At 69.0% G+C, this 17,717-nt stretch carries 16 protein-coding genes; 3 read left to right on the top strand and 13 right to left on the bottom strand.

What is annotated here, in order from left to right; all coding sequences use genetic code 11:
• Positions 1 to 2: 2 nt before the first annotated feature.
• From BRO63_RS12265 to BRO63_RS12215, 11 genes are all read right to left on the bottom strand, one after another.
• Positions 3 to 2,051, bottom strand: coding sequence for a hydantoinase/oxoprolinase family protein (locus BRO63_RS12265; protein WP_088140060.1), 2,049 nt, complete (start codon positions 2,049 to 2,051; stop codon positions 3 to 5).
• Complete coding sequence (locus BRO63_RS12260; RefSeq protein ID WP_088140059.1) at positions 2,048 to 3,718, bottom strand: hydantoinase B/oxoprolinase family protein; 1,671 nt, start codon at positions 3,716 to 3,718, stop codon at positions 2,048 to 2,050. Before BRO63_RS12260 ends, BRO63_RS12265 begins: the two co-directional genes overlap by 4 nt.
• 10 nt (positions 3,719 to 3,728) lie before the next feature.
• Positions 3,729 to 4,229: a LeuD/DmdB family oxidoreductase small subunit gene (locus tag BRO63_RS12255; RefSeq protein ID WP_088140058.1), complete on the bottom strand. Its 501-nt coding sequence runs from the start codon at positions 4,227 to 4,229 to the stop codon at positions 3,729 to 3,731.
• Complete coding sequence (locus tag BRO63_RS12250; protein ID WP_088140057.1) at positions 4,226 to 5,494, bottom strand: 3-isopropylmalate dehydratase large subunit; 1,269 nt, start codon at positions 5,492 to 5,494, stop codon at positions 4,226 to 4,228. Before BRO63_RS12250 ends, BRO63_RS12255 begins: the two co-directional genes overlap by 4 nt.
• Positions 5,495 to 5,496: 2 nt before the next feature.
• Positions 5,497 to 6,207 (bottom strand): ABC transporter ATP-binding protein, encoded by a 711-nt coding sequence (locus tag BRO63_RS12245; RefSeq protein WP_088140056.1) that lies wholly within the window; start codon positions 6,205 to 6,207, stop codon positions 5,497 to 5,499.
• On the bottom strand, positions 6,204 to 6,959 hold the full coding sequence (locus BRO63_RS12240; RefSeq protein WP_088140055.1) for an ABC transporter ATP-binding protein: 756 nt from the start codon (positions 6,957 to 6,959) through the stop codon (positions 6,204 to 6,206). Before BRO63_RS12240 ends, BRO63_RS12245 begins: the two co-directional genes overlap by 4 nt.
• A complete protein-coding gene (locus BRO63_RS12235; protein ID WP_088140054.1) occupies positions 6,952 to 7,923 on the bottom strand; it encodes a branched-chain amino acid ABC transporter permease in 972 nt (323 codons plus the stop codon). The genes BRO63_RS12240 and BRO63_RS12235 overlap by 8 nt, the downstream gene beginning before the upstream one ends.
• A gap of 2 nt (positions 7,924 to 7,925) precedes the next feature.
• Positions 7,926 to 8,798 (bottom strand): branched-chain amino acid ABC transporter permease, encoded by an 873-nt coding sequence (locus BRO63_RS12230; RefSeq protein ID WP_088140053.1) that lies wholly within the window; start codon positions 8,796 to 8,798, stop codon positions 7,926 to 7,928.
• 2 nt (positions 8,799 to 8,800) lie between these two features.
• Positions 8,801 to 10,006 carry an ABC transporter substrate-binding protein gene (locus BRO63_RS12225; RefSeq protein WP_088140052.1) on the bottom strand — a complete coding sequence of 402 codons (1,206 nt, stop codon included), beginning with the start codon at positions 10,004 to 10,006 and terminating at the stop codon, positions 8,801 to 8,803.
• A gap of 17 nt (positions 10,007 to 10,023) precedes the next feature.
• Positions 10,024 to 10,821 carry a GntR family transcriptional regulator gene (locus BRO63_RS12220; RefSeq protein WP_088140051.1) on the bottom strand — a complete coding sequence of 266 codons (798 nt, stop codon included), beginning with the start codon at positions 10,819 to 10,821 and terminating at the stop codon, positions 10,024 to 10,026.
• A 62-nt stretch (positions 10,822 to 10,883) separates the two neighbouring features.
• Positions 10,884 to 12,590: a diguanylate cyclase gene (locus tag BRO63_RS12215; RefSeq protein ID WP_088140050.1), complete on the bottom strand. Its 1,707-nt coding sequence runs from the start codon at positions 12,588 to 12,590 to the stop codon at positions 10,884 to 10,886.
• Between the two features lie 117 nt (positions 12,591 to 12,707).
• On the opposite strand from BRO63_RS12215, the gene BRO63_RS12210 reads away from it, so the two are divergent.
• Together BRO63_RS12210 and BRO63_RS12205 are read left to right on the top strand one after the other, a co-directional pair.
• Entirely contained in the window at positions 12,708 to 13,349 is a 642-nt protein-coding gene (locus tag BRO63_RS12210; RefSeq protein ID WP_088140049.1) for a hypothetical protein, read from the top strand.
• Entirely contained in the window at positions 13,342 to 14,445 is a 1,104-nt protein-coding gene (locus tag BRO63_RS12205; RefSeq protein WP_088140048.1) for a hypothetical protein, read from the top strand. The genes BRO63_RS12210 and BRO63_RS12205 overlap by 8 nt, the downstream gene beginning before the upstream one ends.
• A gap of 13 nt (positions 14,446 to 14,458) precedes the next feature.
• Here BRO63_RS12205 and BRO63_RS12200 read toward each other — a convergent pair whose 3' ends face one another.
• A complete protein-coding gene (locus tag BRO63_RS12200; protein ID WP_088140047.1) occupies positions 14,459 to 14,995 on the bottom strand; it encodes a YaeQ family protein in 537 nt (178 codons plus the stop codon).
• Positions 14,996 to 15,138: 143 nt separating this feature from the next.
• Here BRO63_RS12200 and BRO63_RS12195 point away from each other — a divergent pair, with 143 nt between their 5' ends.
• A complete protein-coding gene (locus BRO63_RS12195; RefSeq protein WP_088140046.1) occupies positions 15,139 to 15,780 on the top strand; it encodes a LysE family translocator in 642 nt (213 codons plus the stop codon).
• Positions 15,781 to 15,849: 69 nt separating this feature from the next.
• Here BRO63_RS12195 and BRO63_RS12190 read toward each other — a convergent pair whose 3' ends face one another.
• Positions 15,850 to 17,709 carry a dipeptide ABC transporter ATP-binding protein gene (locus BRO63_RS12190; RefSeq protein WP_088140045.1) on the bottom strand — a complete coding sequence of 620 codons (1,860 nt, stop codon included), beginning with the start codon at positions 17,707 to 17,709 and terminating at the stop codon, positions 15,850 to 15,852.
• Positions 17,710 to 17,717 lie beyond the last annotated feature (8 nt).

The raw sequence follows: 17,717 nt of genomic DNA, 5'->3' as shown, positions 1-17,717 counted from the left end.
TCCTAGGAAGCTTGGCGGGCGATCAGCAGATTGCCCAGGGAATCGACCTGGCCGGCAAAGCCCGGTTCGATCCAGATTGTGGTGTCCGGCTGCTCCAGGATGGCGGGGCCCGCCACCTCCGCGCCCACCGGCAGGTCCAGGCGCGCGTAGCGCACGGCGTCATGCCATTGCCCGCCATGGAAGACCGCCTGCGTGCCCAGCGCATCCGGCATCTCGGTGCTGGTCGGCGCCAGCAGCGCCAGGTCGAACTTGGGCCGCTGGCCGATACGCGCATAGCGCAGGTTCAGGATGCGTACGGCGATGCCTTCCAGGCTGCGGCCGAAGGCGGCGCGGTAGGCGCGTTCGAAGGCGGCGCCTATGCCCGCGCGGTCCAGCTCGGCGCGGCTGATTTCGACCCGCACGGTATGGCTCTGCCCCACGTACAGCATGTCCAGCTCGATGCTTTCGCGTATGCCCTGAAAGCCCACGCCGGCGGAATCCAGCCGCTCCTGGCAGGCCTGCGCCAGGCCGTCGATGCGGGCCAGCAGGTCGTCGGCGTCCAGGGCGGCCAGCGCCACGTTCAGCGTCTGCACGCCGTCATGCCGCATGTCGGCCATGACGCAGCCCAGGGCCGAGGTCACGCCGGGGTAACGCGGCACGATGCCGCGAACGGCGTCGACTTCGTTCATCATGGCGCAGACGTGCAGCGCGCCGCCGCCGCCAAACGGCATGTAGGCGAATTTGCGCGGATCGTGGCCGCGCTCGATGGAGACGACGCGGATCGCGCCCGCCATCTTGGCATTGGCCACGGTCAGGATGGCCTCGGCCGCGGCGTGCACGTCCAGGCCCAGCGGCTTGGCCACGTGTTCTTCGATGGCGGCGCGCGCCAGCGCCACGTCCATGGTGGCGAGCAGGCCGCCGCCCAGCGGACGCTCGGCCGCGATGCGGCCCAGCAGCACGTTGGCGTCGGTCACGGTGGGGCGGGTATTGCCGCGGCCATAGCAGGCCGGCCCCGGCACGCTGCCGGCGGATTCGGGGCCCACCTGCAGCAGGCCGCCCGCGTCCACGCTGGCGATCGAGCCGCCGCCCGCGCCTATGGTTTCGATCTGGATCATGGGCGCGCGCACCACCATGCCGAAATCGATGGAGGTCTGCGCTGACAGCGAGGCCTCGCCGCCCGCCACCAGCGACACGTCGAAGGACGTGCCGCCCATATCGCCGCTGACCACGTTGGGAAAACCCGCGGCGCGCGCGATGGCGGCGCAGGCGATGACGCCCGCGGCCGGGCCGGACAGCGCGGTGCGCACCGGCACGTCGCAAGCCGTCTGGCGCGACATCACGCCGCCGTTGCTCTGCACTACCAGCAGTTCACCGCCGAAGCCATTGGCCTGCAGGTCCGATTCCAGCCGCGTCAGATAGCCGCCGACCACCGGCTGCAGCGCGGCGTTGAGCACGGCCGTGGAGCAGCGCTCGAATTCGCGGATCTCGGGCAACACCTCGGTGGCGGCGGTGACATTGCCGTTGGGCCACAGCGCGCGCACGCAGGCCGCGGCCTGCGCCTCGTTGGCTGGATTGGCATAGGCGTTGACGAAGAACAGGCAGACCGCCTCGCAGCCCTGCTCCAGCAGTTGCCGGGCGGCGGCTTCGACCTGGGCCAGGTTCACGGGCGTATGCACCGTGCCGTCCGCCAGCACACGCTCTTCCACTTCCAGGCGCAGGTCGCGCGGCACCACGGGCTCGTAATTGCCGCGCAGGCCCCAGGTCTGGGGCCGGTCGCGCCGGCGCATTTCCAGCACGTCGCGGAAACCCGCGGTGGTGATGATGCCGGTGCGCGCCACCTTGCGCTCCAGCAGCGCGTTGGTGCCCACCGTGGTGCCATGCACGATGGTGGCGATGGCGCCCGCACCGTCGGCCACGCGGGCGATGCCGTTCATGAAGCCGCGCGCTTCCTCGCCGCGGGTGGAAGGCACCTTGACCACGCGGGCGCTGCCGCCCGCCTCATCCAGCACGAATATGTCGGTGAACGTGCCGCCCACGTCCACGCCTACGACCAAACCTTGTGCCGCGCTCATGCCGACTGCTCCTTCAGATTTCCACTTACGTAACCCATCTTGCGGTCGTGCCCGCGCGCCGCCTCGGAACGCGCGGCGGGCTCGCCATAGCCGCCTCCACCGGGCGTTTCCAGGCGCACCCGGTCGCCGCGCTTGAGCTGGATGCCCAGCATCTTCGAACGCATGGGCGGGGTCTGCCAGTCGCCATCCTGCTGATAGCGGAAGACGTTCAGCGCCGCCTCCCCGCCGCCGGCGATGCCCTTGGGCGCGCTCTTGCCGCGCTCGCCGAAGATGAAGGCCTCGGCGCTATCCTCCAGCAATTCGATCTCATAGATGGCGCCCAGGCCGCCGCGGTGCGCGCCGTCGCCCGCCGAATCGGGACGCAGCGCCCATTGCGTGAAGCGCACGGGATAGGCCGCCTCCAGGATTTCCAGCGGCGGAATGGTGGCGGTGGAGATGGGCGCGTTGCCGTGGCTGAGCCCGTCGCCGTCCGAATGGCCGCCGTGGCCGCCGCCGAAGAAGCTGAACATCACCCAGCGCTGGCCGCGCCGGGCGGGATCGCTGCGGTAGCCGGCGATCGACAAGGCATTGATGGTCCCATAGGCCTGCGCCAGCGCGCGCGCCGGCTCGGCCTGGGCCATGGCGCAGAAGATCACGTCGATCATGCGCAGAATGGTTTCGGTATAGCCGCCGACCGGACGCGGGCGGTCCGCCGAGATCACCAGGCCGTCCGGCAGCACCACGTCCACCGCATCCAGCACGCCGGCGTTGGCCGGCACGTCCGGGAACAGGTGCTTCAGGGCCACGTAGCAGGCCGCGATCGCCGTGGCGCGGGATATGTTCACCGGACCGGCGCAGGCAGGCGAGGTGCCGGTGAAGTCCAGCGTCAGGCGCTCGCCCTGGACCTTGAGCTTGAGCGCAATGCGCAGCGGCTGGTCGCGCACGCCGTCGTTGTCCAGCATGTCCTCGAAGGCATATTCACCGTCGGGCAGGCGCGAGATATGGTCGCGCATCAAGCGCCGCGCCCGTTCGCGCAGCGTGTCCAGCGATTCCAGCACGGTGGCGTCGCCGTATTCGTCGAGCAGGCCGTCCAGCCGGCCCGCGCCCAGCTCCAGCGCCGCCAGCTGCCCGTTCAGGTCGCCCCACAGGCTGTCGGGCAAGCGGGTGTTGGCCTTCAGGATGGCCAGCACGTCCAGGTCCAGCACACCCGCGCGCACGATGCGCACCGGCGGAATCTGCACGGCTTCCTGCCAGCACTCGGTGGCGGCGGGGTTGTAGTTGCCCGGCACCGCCCCGCCCACGTCGTGCCAGTGGGCCGCCGACGCCAGGAAGCAGAACAGCTTGCCGCCGCGGAACACCGGACGCACCAGCTTGAAGTCGTTGGCGTGGGTGCCGCCTTCGTAGGGATCGTTGAACAGCCAGACGTCGCCGTCGACCATGCCGCCGCGCTCGGCGGCCGCCTTGGCCGCGGCCTTGACGGCAAAGGCCATCGCGCCCACGAACACCGGCAGGCCGGACTTGCCCTGCACCAGCGTGGCGCCGGTGGCCGCGTCGTACATGCCGTGGCAGGCGTCGTGGGCCTCGGCGATGATGGGATTGAACGCGCTGCGGTACAGCGTGGCGTCCATCTCGTCGGCGATCTGTTCCAGGCGGCCCTTCAGGACCGCGAGTGTGACGGGATCAAGCATGATGTGGTTCCTAATGAGTCTTGCGCTGTTTCAGCAGATTCAGCAGTCCGCCGGCCTGCACCATTTCCAGCAGGAAGGCGGGCACCGTGTCGCAATGCAGTTCCGCGGGTTCCCCCGCGGCGCGGCGGATGCGGCCGGCGGCCGGGTCCAGGGCGATGCGCTCGCCCTCTTGCAAGGTTTCGGCCCGCTCGCAGGTCAGCAGCAGCAGGCCCACGTTGAAGGCGTTGCGGAAATACAGGCCGTTGAAGGATGGCGCGACCACCGCGGCGATGCCCAGGCGCACCAGCGCCGCCGCGGCCTGTTCGCGCGAGGAACCGATGCCGAAGTTCGGACCCGCGACCAGCACGTCGCCCGGCCGCGCGTTGGCGGCGAAATCCGGCCGCACCCGTTGCAGGCAGTGGCGCGCGATCTCATCGATGCCGAATTTCATGTACGCGCCCGGCGCCAGCGCGTCGGTATCGATATCCGCGCCCACGCGCCAGACGCGGTGCCTCAGAGATGCTGCGGTCATGCCATGAACTCCCTGGGGTCGGCGATGCGGCCGGCGACGGCCGATGCCGCCACCGTATAGGGCGAGGCCAGATAGACCAGGGCCGTCTCCGAGCCCATGCGCCCCTTGAAATTGCGCGCCGTGGTGGCGATGACGCTGGCGCCGTCGGGGATGGACCCGCCGTAGCCCGCACAGGCGCCGCAGGACGTGGCCAGCACCTCCGCACCGGCATCGCGCAGCACCTGCATCACCCCTTCCTGTTCGGCCTGGCGCTGGTCCTGCTGGCTGGCCGGCGCCACCATCAAGCGCATGCCGGCGGCCAGCCTGCGGTCGCGCAACACGCTGGCGGCTGCGCGCAGGTCTTCCAGCTTGGCGCCCGTGCAGGCGCCGATATAGGCCACCTGCACCGGCACGCCAGCGTATTGATCCACGTCGCGCGTATTGGCGGGGCTGTGCGGCGCGGCAACCTGGGGCGCCAGCGCAGCCGCGTCGAAATCGTGCCACTCGGCCTGCGCGCCCGCGTCGCTGCGCCAGCGTGTCAGATCGATATCGTCCGTCACGCCCGCCTCCCGCAGATAGGCCACGGTGGTTTCATCGGGCGCGATCAGGCCGACCTGCGAGCCCAGCTCGGCGCTCATGTTGGACAGGGTCATGCGCTCCTGCATCGACAAGGCGCGCACCGCTTCGCCGCAGAATTCCACCGCCTGGTAGCGGCCGCCGTTCATGCCGTAGCGGCCTATCATGCGCAGCATCATGTCCTTGGCGGTCACGCCTGCCGACAGGCGCCCGCTCCAGCGCATCATCAGGGTCTGCGGCACCTTCACCCAGATCTGCCCGGTGACGGCCACGCCCAGCATCTCGGTGCTGCCGATGCCGAACATATAGGCGCCGAATGCGCCGCCCGTGGGCGAATGCGAGTCGCCGCCCACGCAGAACATGCCCGGCCGGATATGGCCGTGCTGCGGCACCACCACGTGGCAGATTCCGAGCGAGTCATAGACGTTGGGCAGTTGCTGTTCGGCCGCCCAATCGCGCGCGATGCGCACGATGCGGCGCGACTCGTCGTCGGATTCGGGCACGTAGTGGTCGATGACCAGCACCACTTTCGAAGGATCCCAGAGCGAGGCGCCCAGTTCCTGCAGCATCGGCTGCAGGCGGCGCGGGCCACTGGAGTCGTGAAACATGGCCAGGTCGACCGCACAGGTGACGATTTCGCCCTCGGCGACAGTCGAACGGCCACAGGCCGCCGCGATCAGCTTCTGGGCCAGCGTTTGAGGCTCGGCCATGGCTACATCCCGAGATAGGCCCGGCGCACGTCGTCGCTGGCCATCAGTTCCGGACAGGCGCCGCTATAGCGCACCGCCCCGTTTTCCAGCACGTAGGCGCGCTGCCCCATTTCCAGCGACTGGCCCACGTTCTGCTCCACCAGCAGGATCGCCAGCCCTTCGCCGTGCAGGCGCGCGATCAAGCCGAACAGTTCCTCGACCATCAGCGGCGACAGGCCCAGCGAGGGCTCGTCCAGGATCAGCAGGCGCGGCTCGGCCATCAGGCCGCGGCCAATGGCCAGCATCTGCTGCTCGCCGCCAGACATGGTGCCGGCCAGCTGCGCCAAGCGCTCGCGCAGGCGCGGGAAGATGTGCAGCACCTTCTCCAGGTTGGCGGCGCGGCGCTCGCGCGCCCGCGTGAACGATCCCAGCTCCAGGTTTTCGCGCACGCTCAGGTTGGGGAACACGCGCCGGCCTTCCGGCACCTGGATCAGCCCGGCCTTGACCACGTCGCGATAGTGGCGGCCGGTCAGGTCCTGCCCCTCGAAGCGCACCGTGCCGCCCCAAGGCCGGCACAGGCCGCAGACCGTGTTGTTCAGCGTGGACTTGCCGGCGCCGTTGCTGCCCAGCAGCACCACGATCTCGCCCTGGTCCACCCGCAGGTCGACCCCGCGCAGCACTTCCATGCGGCCGTAGCCGGCGCGCAGTCCCTGGACTTCCAACAGCGCGCTCATGCCGGCGCTCCCTGGGCGGCAAGGCGCGCCGCGGCGCCCTGGCCCAGATAGGCCTCGACCACGGCCGGATCGCGCGTGACCTCGCCCGGCGTACCCGAAGCGATCAGGCGGCCCTGCGCCAGCACCCAGACGTGCTCGGCCAGGCTCATCACGGCGCGCATCACGTGTTCGATCATCAGCACGGTCACGCCGTCTTCGGCCAGCTTCTTCACCACCGGTATCATCTCGTCGATCTCGCTGGGGTTGAGCCCCGCCAATACTTCGTCGAGCAGCAGCAGGCGCGGCCGCGTGGCCAGCGCGCGCGCCAGCTCCAGGCGCTTGCGTCCCGCCACCGTCAGGTCGGCCGCCGGCCGGTCCAGCAAGGCTTGCAGGTTCACGCGGGCAGCCACCTCTTCCGCCGCTTCCAGCGCTTCGCGGCGGTTGCCCAGGCGCAGGTGGGCGCCCACGGCGATGTTCTGGCGCACCGTCTGCGCGCCGAAGGGCTGCACGATCTGGAAGGTGCGCGTCAGTCCCAGCCGCGCCGATTCGTGCGGCGGACGGCCGGTGATGTCGGCGCCGCCAAAATGCACCGAACCGGAGCCGGGCTTGAGGAAGCCGGACAACAGGCCGAACAGCGTGGTCTTGCCCGCGCCGTTGGGACCGACCAGGGCCGTCAGCGAACCCTGGCGCACGTCCAGACTCACGTCCTGGACCGCTTTCAGGCCGCCGAAGGTGATGGAAAGATTGCGCGCTTGCAGCAGGATCTCAGACACGGGCGCGCTCCTTGGCACTGAACAGCCGGCCCAGCGCCTGGCCGCTGCCGGTGATGCCGCGGGGCAGGAACATCACGATCACGATGAGCACCACGCCGTAGATGACCATGCTGATGCCCGGCAATTCGCCGAACAGGTTGCGCGTCAGGTCGCTCAGGGCATGCAGGGTCACCGCCCCCAGCACCGGTCCCCACAAGGTGCCCAGGCCGCCGACGATGGCGCCGACCAGCGCCTCCACCGACACGGCCGAACCGAAGGCGATGCCTGGATCGATGTACTGGAACACCTGCACGTAGAAGGCGCCCGCCGCGCTCATGAAGGCGGCCGACAGCGCGATGCCGCCGAGCTTGACCCGCAGCGGATTCACGCCGATGGCGCGCGCCGCGTCCTCGTTGTCGCGCACGGCCTGCAGATAGGCGCCGAAGCGCGAATGGCGCAACCATGCGGTGACGACCAGCGCCAGCAGCACGAAACCCAGCAAAAGATAGATGTAGCCGCGGCGCGAACCGAACTGCATGTTGGCCGCGCCCTCCTGCAGCGGCACCATCAGCCCCACCCCGCCCCCGGTGAACGACACCGACAGCGCCAGGATGCGGAACACCTCCGCAAACGCCAGCGTCACCAGGGCGAAGTAGGAACCCTTCAGGCCATAGCGGAACGTCAGCCCGCCCACCGCCAGCCCGACCAGCGCGCCCAGCGCAATGGCCATGGGCAAGGCCAGCCAGGGATTGATGCCCAGGTTGAGCTGCCCCAGCGCCTGGGCATAGGCGCCCACGCCGAAGAACAGCGCGTGGCCGAACGACAGCTGGCCGCCGTAGCCGCCCAGGATGTTCCAGGCCTGCGACAGCAGGGCCGCGTACAGCGACATCATGACGAACGTCAGCGCCACGCCCGATTCGGTCAGCGTGGCGGCGGCCGCCAGCGCCGCGCCGAACAGCGCGATAGTCAGAAGATCCTTGCCCATGCTCAGCCCCTCGCCCCGAACAGCCCCTGCGGGCGAAACAGCAGCACCGCGATGAAGATCGCGAATATGCCCATCTGGCCCAGCGAGTCGCCCAGGAACAGGCCCCCGATGGACTCCACCACGCCGATCAGCAGGCCGCCCACCAGCGCGCCCACGAAGCTGCCCATGCCGCCCAGCACCACGATGGTGAAGGCCACCAGCACGAAACCGCCGCCGACCTGCGGATTGACGTAGTAGGCCGGCAGCAGGAAGCAGGCCGCCGCGCCCAGGCAGGCCATGCCGATGCCGAACGACAGCGCATAGACCTTTTCCACGTCGATGCCCATGAGCTTGGCGCCCTGCTTTTCCTTGGCCACGGCGCGGATCGCCCGGCCCAGGTCGGTGCTGCGGATGATCCAGAACAGCACCGCCGCCACCGCCAGCGCGCCGCAGAAGGCGATGACCTTGGGCAAGGCGATCATGGCCGGCCCGATCTCCACCGTGGACAGCGTGTAGGCGGTGTCGATGGTGCGCGTGTCCGACTTGAACCACACCAGCGCCAGGTTCTCCAGCACGATGGCCAGGCCCAGCGTCACCAGCAGGATGTTCTCGTCCTTGCCGTGGCTGGCGCGGTTGATCACGTAGCGCTGCAGGGCGTAGCCCAGCACGAACATGCCGGCCACGACCAGCGGCAAGGCGGCGTAGGGATCGATGCCCAGGCGGTCCTTCAGCAGGTACACGGCGTACAGCGCCACCATCAGCGCCGCGCCATGGGCGAAGTTGATGATGTGCAGCACGCCGTAGATCAAGGTCAGGCCCAGGGCGATCAACGCGTACACCGCGCCCGTGGTCAGGCCGTTGAGCACCGAGGAAAAAAGGATGGCGGGATCGAGCACGCTCAGGCCTTCAGCGGGAAGACGGCGTCGGCCTGGCGATAGTCGGCCGGGATGACGACCTTGATGTCGCCGCCGATCACCTGCGTCAGCAAGGGCTGCGCGCCGGTGTTCTGGCCGTCCACGAACTTGGTCGGACCGTAGGGCATGATGTGGTTGGAGAAGGTGCTGGAGGCCAGCGCGTCGATGATGGCGGCGCGCTCAGCCGACTTGGCGCGCTCCAGCGCATCGGCCAGCAGCAGCACCGAGGTGTAGGTCATGAAGACCTCGTAGCTGAAGTAAGCGCCCTTTTCCTCGACGCGCGCCTTCAGCGGCGCCACGCGCGCATCCTTGGGATTGAACCAGTGGTTGCAATCGAGGATGCCGTTGGCGATGTCGGGGAATTCCTTCAGGAACTTGTAGCTGGAGGCCGCGCCGCCCAGCACCGAGTAGATCGCCTTGGGCTGCACCTTCTGCTGCTTCATGGCGCGCAGCAGCAAGGCGTATTCGTTGTAGTAGTTGGCCGGGATCACGATGTCCGGATTGAGGGACTTCATGCGCAGCACGATGTTGTTGAAGTCGCGAGTCGGGTTCGGGTGCTTGACCACGTCCTTGACCTCGAAGCCATGCTGCGGCAGGGCCTTGGACAAAAGCGCCGCGGTGCCGGTGCCGAACAGCGAATCCTCGTGCACGATCATCACGGTCTTGGCGGGCTTGCCCGCCGCGTCGTTGAGCGCGGCCAGGTCGGTGATGGCGCGTTCGCTACAGGCGCGGTAGCCCGGGCCGAAGCGGAAGGTGTTCTTCAGGCCGCGTTCGACGATCTGGTCGGCCACGCCCACGTCCACCACGTGCGGCAGGTTGTACTTGGCGGCGGTCTGGGTCGTGGCCAGGCAGATCGCCGAGGCGTAGGCGCCGACGATGGCCGACACGCCCGCCTCGTTCATTTTCTCGACCTCGGCCGAACCCGCCTCGGGCCGCGACTGCGCATCGCCCAGCACGGCCTCAAGCGGCGCGCCGCCCAGCGACTTGATGCCGCCGGCCTTGTTGATGTCCTCGATCGCCAGCAAGGCGCCCAGGCGGCATTGCTGGCCCGAATAGGCCAGCGCCCCGGTCACCGGATGCAGGATCCCGACCTTCACGGGCTTGGCGCCCTGGGCGCGGGCCACCCACGGCGCCGATACCAGGGCGGCCGCGGCGGCGGATTGATAGAGGAAAGTGCGGCGCGAATTCATGGGCGATCTCCGGGGGTTCAATGGAATTGGGCGGACAGCTCTTCGCTGACCCAGACCTTGGCGTCGATGCTGCCGACGCGTGACAGCTGCAACTGGTACTGATAGCGATCGGGGCGGTACAGACCTTGCAGCAACTGCACCGGCCGCTCATTCACGTCGCGCACGATGCGCGTCACGGCCAGCAACGCCGAGCCCACGGCCACGTCCAGGTGGCGCGCCACCTGCGCATCGGCCAGCCGCGCCGAAATGGTCTGGGTGGCGCCGCCGAACTCCACGCCGGCCGCTTCCAGCAGCATCAGCAGGGGTTCGCGCTCCAGGTCTTCACGTGTGAAGTCGGCCACTGCCTGCGGCACGTAGGTGGTGATGTGGGACAGCGGCCCGGCCTCGGTGCTGCGCACCCGCAGGCTCTTGTGCACGGGCGCGCCGGGCGCGAGGTCCAGCGCTTCGGCCACCACGGGCGGCGCCGACACCAGGGCGCTGTCCAGCACCCGCACCGAGGTGCGCAGGCCCATGTTGACGATGTTTTCCAGCAGGCCGGTCAGATGCGCCTTCTGCGGCGGATTGGCCCTGGGCGCGCTGGCCGGATTCGCCGGCGCGCGCAGCGGCCAGGTGCCCAGGCCGGGCCGGCGCGACACCAGCCCGTCGGCCACCAGCATCTCCATGGCCTTGCGGATGGTGATGCGGGCCACGTCGAACTGGTCGGCCAGCGCGTGCTCCCCGGGTACGCCGTCCTGATCGAAACGCCCCTCCTGCACCTGCTCGCGCAGGACGAGGTAGATCTGGTGGTACTTCGGCAGCGGTAGTGAGGTTCCCATGAAGGGAACTCTATGGGTGTCCTAATGTACCGTCAATGGAACAAATGCCTATGCCGGTTGTTCTATCGGGAAAACACTGAGGGCGCTGACTCGATGCGGTTACGCCCGCGCTGCTTGGCGTGGTAGAGCGCGCGGTCGCTGCGGCTGAGCGCCAGCTCGGCGTCGGCGTCCAGCGTGTGCATGGTGGAGATGCCGATGCTGACCGTCAGCGGAATGTGCCGGTCGTCGCCCAGCGAAAACGGCGCGGCCGCGATGCGCTGCTGCACCCGCGTGGCGAAGGCGTGCGCGCGCTCGATGTCGGTGTCCGGCAGCACCACGGCGAATTCCTCGCCGCCGATGCGCCCCACCAGGTCGACCGCCCGCAGCTGCGCCCGCAGCGTATTGGCGAAATGCTGCAGCACGCCATCGCCAATCGCATGGCCCCAAGTGTCGTTGATGCGCTTGAAGTGGTCCAGGTCGCACATCAGCACGGCGGCGCAGTCGCTGCCCTGCCGCTTGATGCGGGCCAGCTCCGCCGCGATGCGCGACATGAAATGGCGGCGGTTCGGCAAGGTGGTCAGGGCGTCGGTGGCGGCAAGTTCGCGCAGTTCGAAGTCGGCGCGCTTGCGATCGGTGATGTCGGTCACGAAGCCATGCCAGACCACCGAGCCGTCCGGCCCCTTGCGCGGGCTGGCGTCGCCCTGGCGCCAGCGCAGGCCCTGCTGCGGCAGGCACACGCGGAACTCCAGGTGCCAGGGCGTCTGGGCCGCGGCCGCGGCCTGCAGCGAGGCGTGATAGGTGGCCAGGTCCTCGGGATGGACGCGCTGCTCGATCGCCGACGGACTCGTGCGGACGTCGTATGGAGTGAGTTCAAACATGTCCCAGATGCCGGCGCTGACGTACAGGAAGCGCGACCCGCCCTCGGGCCGCTGGCCGCACTGGAACACCATGCCGGGCACGGCGTCGGTCAGGTTGACCAGCAGGTCCGCCGTGCGCCGCAGGCGCTCGGACATGGCGCGCATGGCGCTGATGTCGGTGGTGGTGCCCATCATGCGCAAGGCCCGGCCCTGCGGGTCGCGGCTGACCACCTTGCCGCGGCTGCAGATCCACTTGTAGCTGCCGTCCTTGCAGAGGATGCGGTGCTCGACCTCGTAGCTTTCGGTCCTGCCTTCGAAATGCGCCTGCATGGCGGCGCGCACATAGTCGGCGTCGTCCGGATGCAGGCGTTTGTAGGAATCCTCGATGCGGTTGGTGACTTCGGCTTCGGTGTAGCCCAGCAAGGCCTTCCAGCCCGGGGAATACGTGATCTCGCCGGTCACGACATTGCGGTCCCAGATGCCCGTGCCGCTGCCGGCGATCGCCATGCCCAGATTGCGCGCCTCGGTGCGCCAGCCGTCTTCCGCCGCCCGTTCCGCCGCCAGGGCCTGGCGCTTTTCCACGGCCGCGACGGCCAGTTCGGCGAAATCATGCAGCGCGTCCAGGTCCTCGTCGCCGAAATCCCGGGGCTGGGCGTGCAGCAACCGGAACGCGCCCAGCCGCCGGCCATCGGAGGCGCGCAGCGGGCAATCCACGGAAAAAGGAAGCGTGCCGGCGCTGGCTGCGGGCAAGGCGCCCGCCTGGGCCTGCCAGACGCCGTCTGCGTCGCTGCAGGCCACCAGCGCCATGTCCACGCCGAAATGCCGCCTGGCCAAGCGGGCGAGCCGGTCCAGGGGACCGTCGAGCCCGGTTTGCACATTTTCCGCGCCGCCGGCGGGCGCGCATGCAGGGGGAACGTCACCTGTTGCTGGCATTTCTGGACCTGATTCAACACTGGGTTCATAGACATGGCCATGCCGGTGGCCATGTCTGACATTTTGTCACGCTCTGCACCAAAATAGCATCATTTTGAACGATATGATCACCGGCCTATGGAACACCCTATCCGCGTGCCCTCGGGCTGGCTGCAACGTGCCTGGCTCCTGCTGCTGGCCTTCCTGATCACCCTCCCTGGCGGCGTGGCCCAGGCCCAGGCATTCGACCGCCAGGCGGAGAACGCCCGCTACCGGCAATGGCTGGAGGACTTCCGCGCCGACCTGCAGCGCCTGCGGCAGTCGCCCGATCCGGCCAAGGCCGATATCGACAGCCTGTTCGCGAAGACCATCGTCCCGGGATCCCGCGCCACCCAGTTGGTCAAGACGCTGATCGAGGCGCCCGGCGACTCCACCAGCGGCGAGATCCACTACGCCGGCTTCCAGCGCATCTTCCTGGCCGCCCTGGCCGACGCCGTGGTGGCGGGCGACGGCGGCGATTACCCGGAAACGCAGGCCAAGTATCAGAAACAAGTACTACGCGTGCGTTACATGCATGTGGACGGCGGCGGCCGGTTGGAGCCTTTCTTCAACAACCCGGACGTCTTCAAGCCCTACCGCCTGCCCGCTCCCGGCACCCTGGAGCGCGACGCCTACCCCTTCCTGCTGTTCGAGGACAATGACGGCAAGCTGCGGCTGGGCGGCGTGTCCAAGGAGTTCTGGGATCTGCTGAAGTTCATGGACATGCTGCAATATGCATAAGCGACTGGTCTTGCTGCTGGCGGCCATCGCGCATGCCGGCCCCGCGCTGGCGGCCTGCGGGCCGGCTGCCGTTGATTTCACCGCGCCCGTGGCGCTGGCGGCGGTGCCCGTCTCGGTCGGCCTGGGCGGCGACCGCGTCCTGCTCGGCCGCCAGGGCGAGCGCATTGCCGCCCGCAACACGCCGGCATGGGTCGAGGAAACCGGCGATCCGCTGCCCCGCACCTGGATGGACAGGGTCGATTGGTCCGCTTATCGGCTGGACGACGCCTCACAGGCGCCCGCGAGGCTGTATTTCGACGGCGACGGCCGGCTGTGCCGCGCGGAACACTATGAGATCCCCCGCCGCGGCGGCACGCCCTTCCTGGCCGGCGGTTACACGCTGGAGTACGACGGCGCCGGCGCCCTGACGCGGGTGGTCGAGTACGAGCAGACCTCGGTCCGCCGGCCCGCCGCCTACGAGGCGACCCGCCAGACCTGCCTGAAACGCGACGCCCGCGGCGCGCTGACCGCCTTCATCAACGAGGCTTGCGACGACAAGCAGGAACCGGCCGGCGGCCGGTTCTACGCGCGCGACGCCGCGGGCCGCCTGCTGCGCGCCATCGATACCATCTCGCAGGGCGGCGCCTTCCAGGTCCAGACCTATGATGCCCAGGGCCAGCCGCAGCAGCGCTATCTGCGCCGCCACTCCCCCGGGGATGGCGCCAGGTCCTATGCCGATGTCGCGCACGCCTCCGCCGACTCCCGCCCTTATCCGGTGCGCCGGGAAGAATTGGGCACGCTGTCCACCGAGGTGCCGGGCAATGACTGGCGCATCGTGAGCATCGCCGACGAGGTGCCGCTGGACGATACGGACATGCAGTCCTGGAGTCCGGACACGCAAACCATCCTGGTCCAAGGCGTAACCGACGCGCAAGGCCGCGCGCGGCTCGCGACGGACGCGCAAGAGCGGGTCTGGCAGGCCATGCGCGACAAGCCTGGCAGGATCTTCTGGTATTCGGACTTGATGAGCCGGGTGCTGCTGCTGCCTGCGATGGACGAGGCCCGCTGGCGCGCCTGCGCCGATCCCGCGAATCAGGCCGCCGACGCCTGCGGTTGAGGCGGCCTCGGGCCTAGCGCCAGGCTTCCGGCTCGACGCTGACCTCGCCCTTGTCGGCCGAGAAATACACCACGCCATCGGAGATATTGGCGTTCAGCCGCATGGTGCGCTCGGCCAGCTGGGCCAGGGCCCGGGTCTGGTCCGAGGGCAGGTTCACGACCTTGAGGTTGCGCGTGCGCTCGAGCTTGTTCTTGACGCCGTCCCACCAGATCTTGCTGGCGGAACCGCCGTAGCAATAGACAATGACTTCGTCGGCGCGGCCGCAGGCGCGCAGGATGCGGCGTTCTTCCGGCTGGCCGACTTCGATCCAGAGCTTGACGGCGCCGGTCAGGTCCTTGACCCACAGGTCGGGCTCGTCGGTGTCGCTCAGGCCCTTGGTGAAGGCCAGTTCCTCCTGCGCATGCAGGGCGTAGGCGACCAGCCGCACCATCATGCGCTCGTCGGTTTCCGAGGGATGGCGGGCGACCGTCAGCGAGTGGCTGCCGTAGTAGTGGCGGTCGGTGTCGGCGACGTTGAGCTCGGCCTTGTAGATGGTGGCGCGCAGGGCCATGGCGTAAATCCGGTGAATGTAGCGAATTGCTGAAGGCCGCCATGATAACGCCTGCGGCACGGCGACAGGCGGCTGCGGGCGCCGGGCCGGCGGCGCTACACTGGCCGACTCCGCTTAGCCATGCCCGCCACCGGACCCCGCCCATGACCGCCACCGCCGCCCTGCTCGCCTTTACCCTGGCCGCCGCCATCCTGACCATCACGCCCGGCATGGACACCGCCCTGGTGCTGCGCACCGCCGCCGTCGAAGGTGGCCGCCGCGCGCTCATGGCTGGCCTGGGCATCGCCGCCGGATGCCTGGCCTGGGGTGTGGTGGCGGCATTCGGCCTGGGATCGCTGCTGCTGGTATCGACCCTGGCCTACGACGCGCTGCGCCTCTGCGCGGCGCTGTACCTGTTCTATCTGGGCGTGAAACTGCTGTGGGGCGCCCGGCCCGGCAGGCAGGCCGCGCCCGACGCGTCCCGACCTGCGCCGGCTGCGACGGCCAGCGCTGGCGGCTGGTTCATGCGCGGCTGCCTGACCAATGTCCTCAATCCCAAGATCGGGATCTTCTACATCACCTTCCTGCCGCAGTTCATTCCCGCGGGCGCCGACGTGCTGCGCTTCAGCCTGCTGCTGGCAGGTATCCACGCAGTGCTGGGGATACTGTGGTTTGGCGTGCTGGTGGCGGCGACCCGCCCGCTGGCGCGCTGGCTGTCGCGCCCGGCCGTGATGCGCGGCCTGGACCGCATGACGGGCGCGGTGTTCATCGCCTTCGGGCTGAAGCTGGCGCTGGAAAAGCGCTAGTTTCGGCTCCCCCCGCGCGCAGCGGGGGGATGCTACCGGCCACCGGCTGCCAGCCGGCGGCCTACTGCCTCAATAGACCCCGATCGAATGGCGGGCCACGAAATGGCCTTCGCCCACGGCGACCAGCGGCTCGACCAGCGGATCGTCGCCCAGCTTGCGCATCGGGCTGGGGATCTCGTCGACCAGCAGCGAGCGCTCGCGGTGGCGGCGCTGCGGATCGGCGATGGGCACCGCCGCCATCAGCTTCTTGGTGTAGGGATGCTGCGGGTTCTCGAAAATGGCCCGGCGCGGGCCGATTTCGACGATCTGGCCCAGGTACATCACCGCCACCCGGTGGCTGACGCGTTCGACCACGGCCATGTCGTGCGAGATGAACAGGAACGACACGCCCAGCTCGCGCTGCAGGTCCAGCAGCAGGTTGACGATCTGCGCCTGGATCGAGACGTCCAGCGCCGACACGGATTCGTCGGCGATCACCACCTTGGGATTCAGCGCCAGGGCGCGCGCAATGCAGATGCGCTGGCGCTGGCCGCCCGAGAACTCGTGCGGATAGCGGTCGATCATTTCCGGCAGCAGGCCACACTTGTCCATCAGCCAGCGCACCCGCTCCTCGGCCGCCTTGCCGCGCGCCACGCCGTGGATCAGCAGCGGCTCCATGATGGAATAGCCCACCGTCATGCGCGGATCCAGCGAGGCGAACGGATCCTGGAAGATGAACTGGATGTGCTGGCGCAGGGTCTGCATGGCGCTGCCGCGCAGCGCGCCGATGTTCTTGCCGTCGAATTCGATGCTGCCGGCCTTGCTCTTGACCAGCTGCAGCAGCGAACGGCCGGTGGTGGTCTTGCCGCAGCCGGACTCGCCCACCAGCGACAGCGTCTCGCCCGGATACAGGTCGAAGCTGACCTTCTCCACGGCGTGCACGCGCTTCTGCACCCGGCCCAGGATGCCGCCGGTGATGTCGAAGCTGGTGGTCAGGTCGCGCACCTTCAGCACCGGGCCGTTTTCGCGGCGCACGGTGGACGCGGCCGCGACCGGCGCGGCGGCGGCTTGCGGTCGCGCCGTGGCGTCGTCCACCCGCAGCAGCGGGAACGGCGCGGGCTCGTCCGTGCCCTGCATGGCGCCCAGGCGCGGCACCGCCGACAGCAGCGCGCGCGTGTAGGCGTGCTGCGGCCGGGCGAAGACCTCGTCCGAGCTGCCCTCTTCGACCTTGTCGCCGCGGTACATGACCAGCACGCGGTCGGCGACTTCGGCCACCACGCCCATGTCGTGCGTGATGAAGATCACGCCCATGTCCATTTCTTCCTGCAGCTGGCGGATCAGTTGCAGGATCTGGGCCTGGATGGTCACGTCCAGGGCCGTGGTCGGCTCGTCGGCGATCAGCAGCTGGGGCTTGCACGACAGCGCCATGGCGATCATGACGCGCTGGCGCATGCCACCCGACAGCTGGTGCGGATAACGGTCCAAGATGGCGCGGGCCTCGGGGATGCGCACGCGCTCCAGCATGCGCAGCGTCTCGGCGCGGGCCGCGGCCGCGTCCAGCCCCTGGTGCAGCTGCAGGGCTTCGGCAATCTGGTTGCCGGCCGTGAAGCTGGGGTTCAGGGACGTCATGGGCTCCTGGAAGATCATGGCCACGTCCGCGCCGCGCACGCGCTGCAGCGTGCTGTCGGGCGCGTTGAGCAGGTCCAGCACTTCGCCGCTGCGCCGGCGCAGCAGCATGCCGCCATTGACGATCCGGCCGCCGCCGTACTCGACCAGGCGCATCAGCGCCAGCGAGGTCACGGACTTGCCGGAGCCGGATTCGCCCACGATGGCCAGGGTTTCGCCGCGGTCGACGTGGAAGGAGACCTTGCGCACCGCTTCCACGGTGCGCTCGGGGGTCTTGAAGCGCACGGTCAGGTCGTTGACCTGGACGACGCGCTTGGGGTCCATTGTTGTTG

Source organism: Achromobacter xylosoxidans (assembly GCF_002192695.1).
Taxonomy (GTDB): Bacteria; Pseudomonadota; Gammaproteobacteria; order Burkholderiales; family Burkholderiaceae_B; genus Achromobacter; species Achromobacter xylosoxidans_C.
The sequence above is the reverse complement of the archived record's forward strand: the minus strand, read 5'-3'. Positions and strand labels throughout refer to the sequence as shown.

Excerpts from the sequence above, each read along its gene's own strand:
- BRO63_RS12265 (WP_088140060.1), bottom strand. The coding sequence starts at position 2,051 with ATGAGCGCGGCACAAGGTTTGGTCGTAGGCGTGGACGTGGGCGGCACG.
- BRO63_RS12260 (WP_088140059.1), bottom strand. The coding sequence starts at position 3,718 with ATGCTTGATCCCGTCACACTCGCGGTCCTGAAGGGCCGCCTGGAACAG.
- BRO63_RS12255 (WP_088140058.1), bottom strand. The coding sequence starts at position 4,229 with ATGACCGCAGCATCTCTGAGGCACCGCGTCTGGCGCGTGGGCGCGGAT.
- BRO63_RS12250 (WP_088140057.1), bottom strand. The coding sequence starts at position 5,494 with ATGGCCGAGCCTCAAACGCTGGCCCAGAAGCTGATCGCGGCGGCCTGT.
- BRO63_RS12245 (WP_088140056.1), bottom strand. The coding sequence starts at position 6,207 with ATGAGCGCGCTGTTGGAAGTCCAGGGACTGCGCGCCGGCTACGGCCGC.
- BRO63_RS12235 (WP_088140054.1), bottom strand. The coding sequence starts at position 7,923 with ATGGGCAAGGATCTTCTGACTATCGCGCTGTTCGGCGCGGCGCTGGCG.
- BRO63_RS12225 (WP_088140052.1), bottom strand. The coding sequence starts at position 10,006 with ATGAATTCGCGCCGCACTTTCCTCTATCAATCCGCCGCCGCGGCCGCC.
- BRO63_RS12220 (WP_088140051.1), bottom strand. The coding sequence starts at position 10,821 with ATGGGAACCTCACTACCGCTGCCGAAGTACCACCAGATCTACCTCGTC.
- BRO63_RS12215 (WP_088140050.1), bottom strand. The coding sequence starts at position 12,590 with ATGCCAGCAACAGGTGACGTTCCCCCTGCATGCGCGCCCGCCGGCGGC.
- BRO63_RS12210 (WP_088140049.1), top strand. The coding sequence starts at position 12,708 with ATGGAACACCCTATCCGCGTGCCCTCGGGCTGGCTGCAACGTGCCTGG.
- BRO63_RS12205 (WP_088140048.1), top strand. The coding sequence starts at position 13,342 with ATGCATAAGCGACTGGTCTTGCTGCTGGCGGCCATCGCGCATGCCGGC.
- BRO63_RS12200 (WP_088140047.1), bottom strand. The coding sequence starts at position 14,995 with ATGGCCCTGCGCGCCACCATCTACAAGGCCGAGCTCAACGTCGCCGAC.
- BRO63_RS12195 (WP_088140046.1), top strand. The coding sequence starts at position 15,139 with ATGACCGCCACCGCCGCCCTGCTCGCCTTTACCCTGGCCGCCGCCATC.
- BRO63_RS12190 (WP_088140045.1), bottom strand. The coding sequence starts at position 17,709 with ATGGACCCCAAGCGCGTCGTCCAGGTCAACGACCTGACCGTGCGCTTC.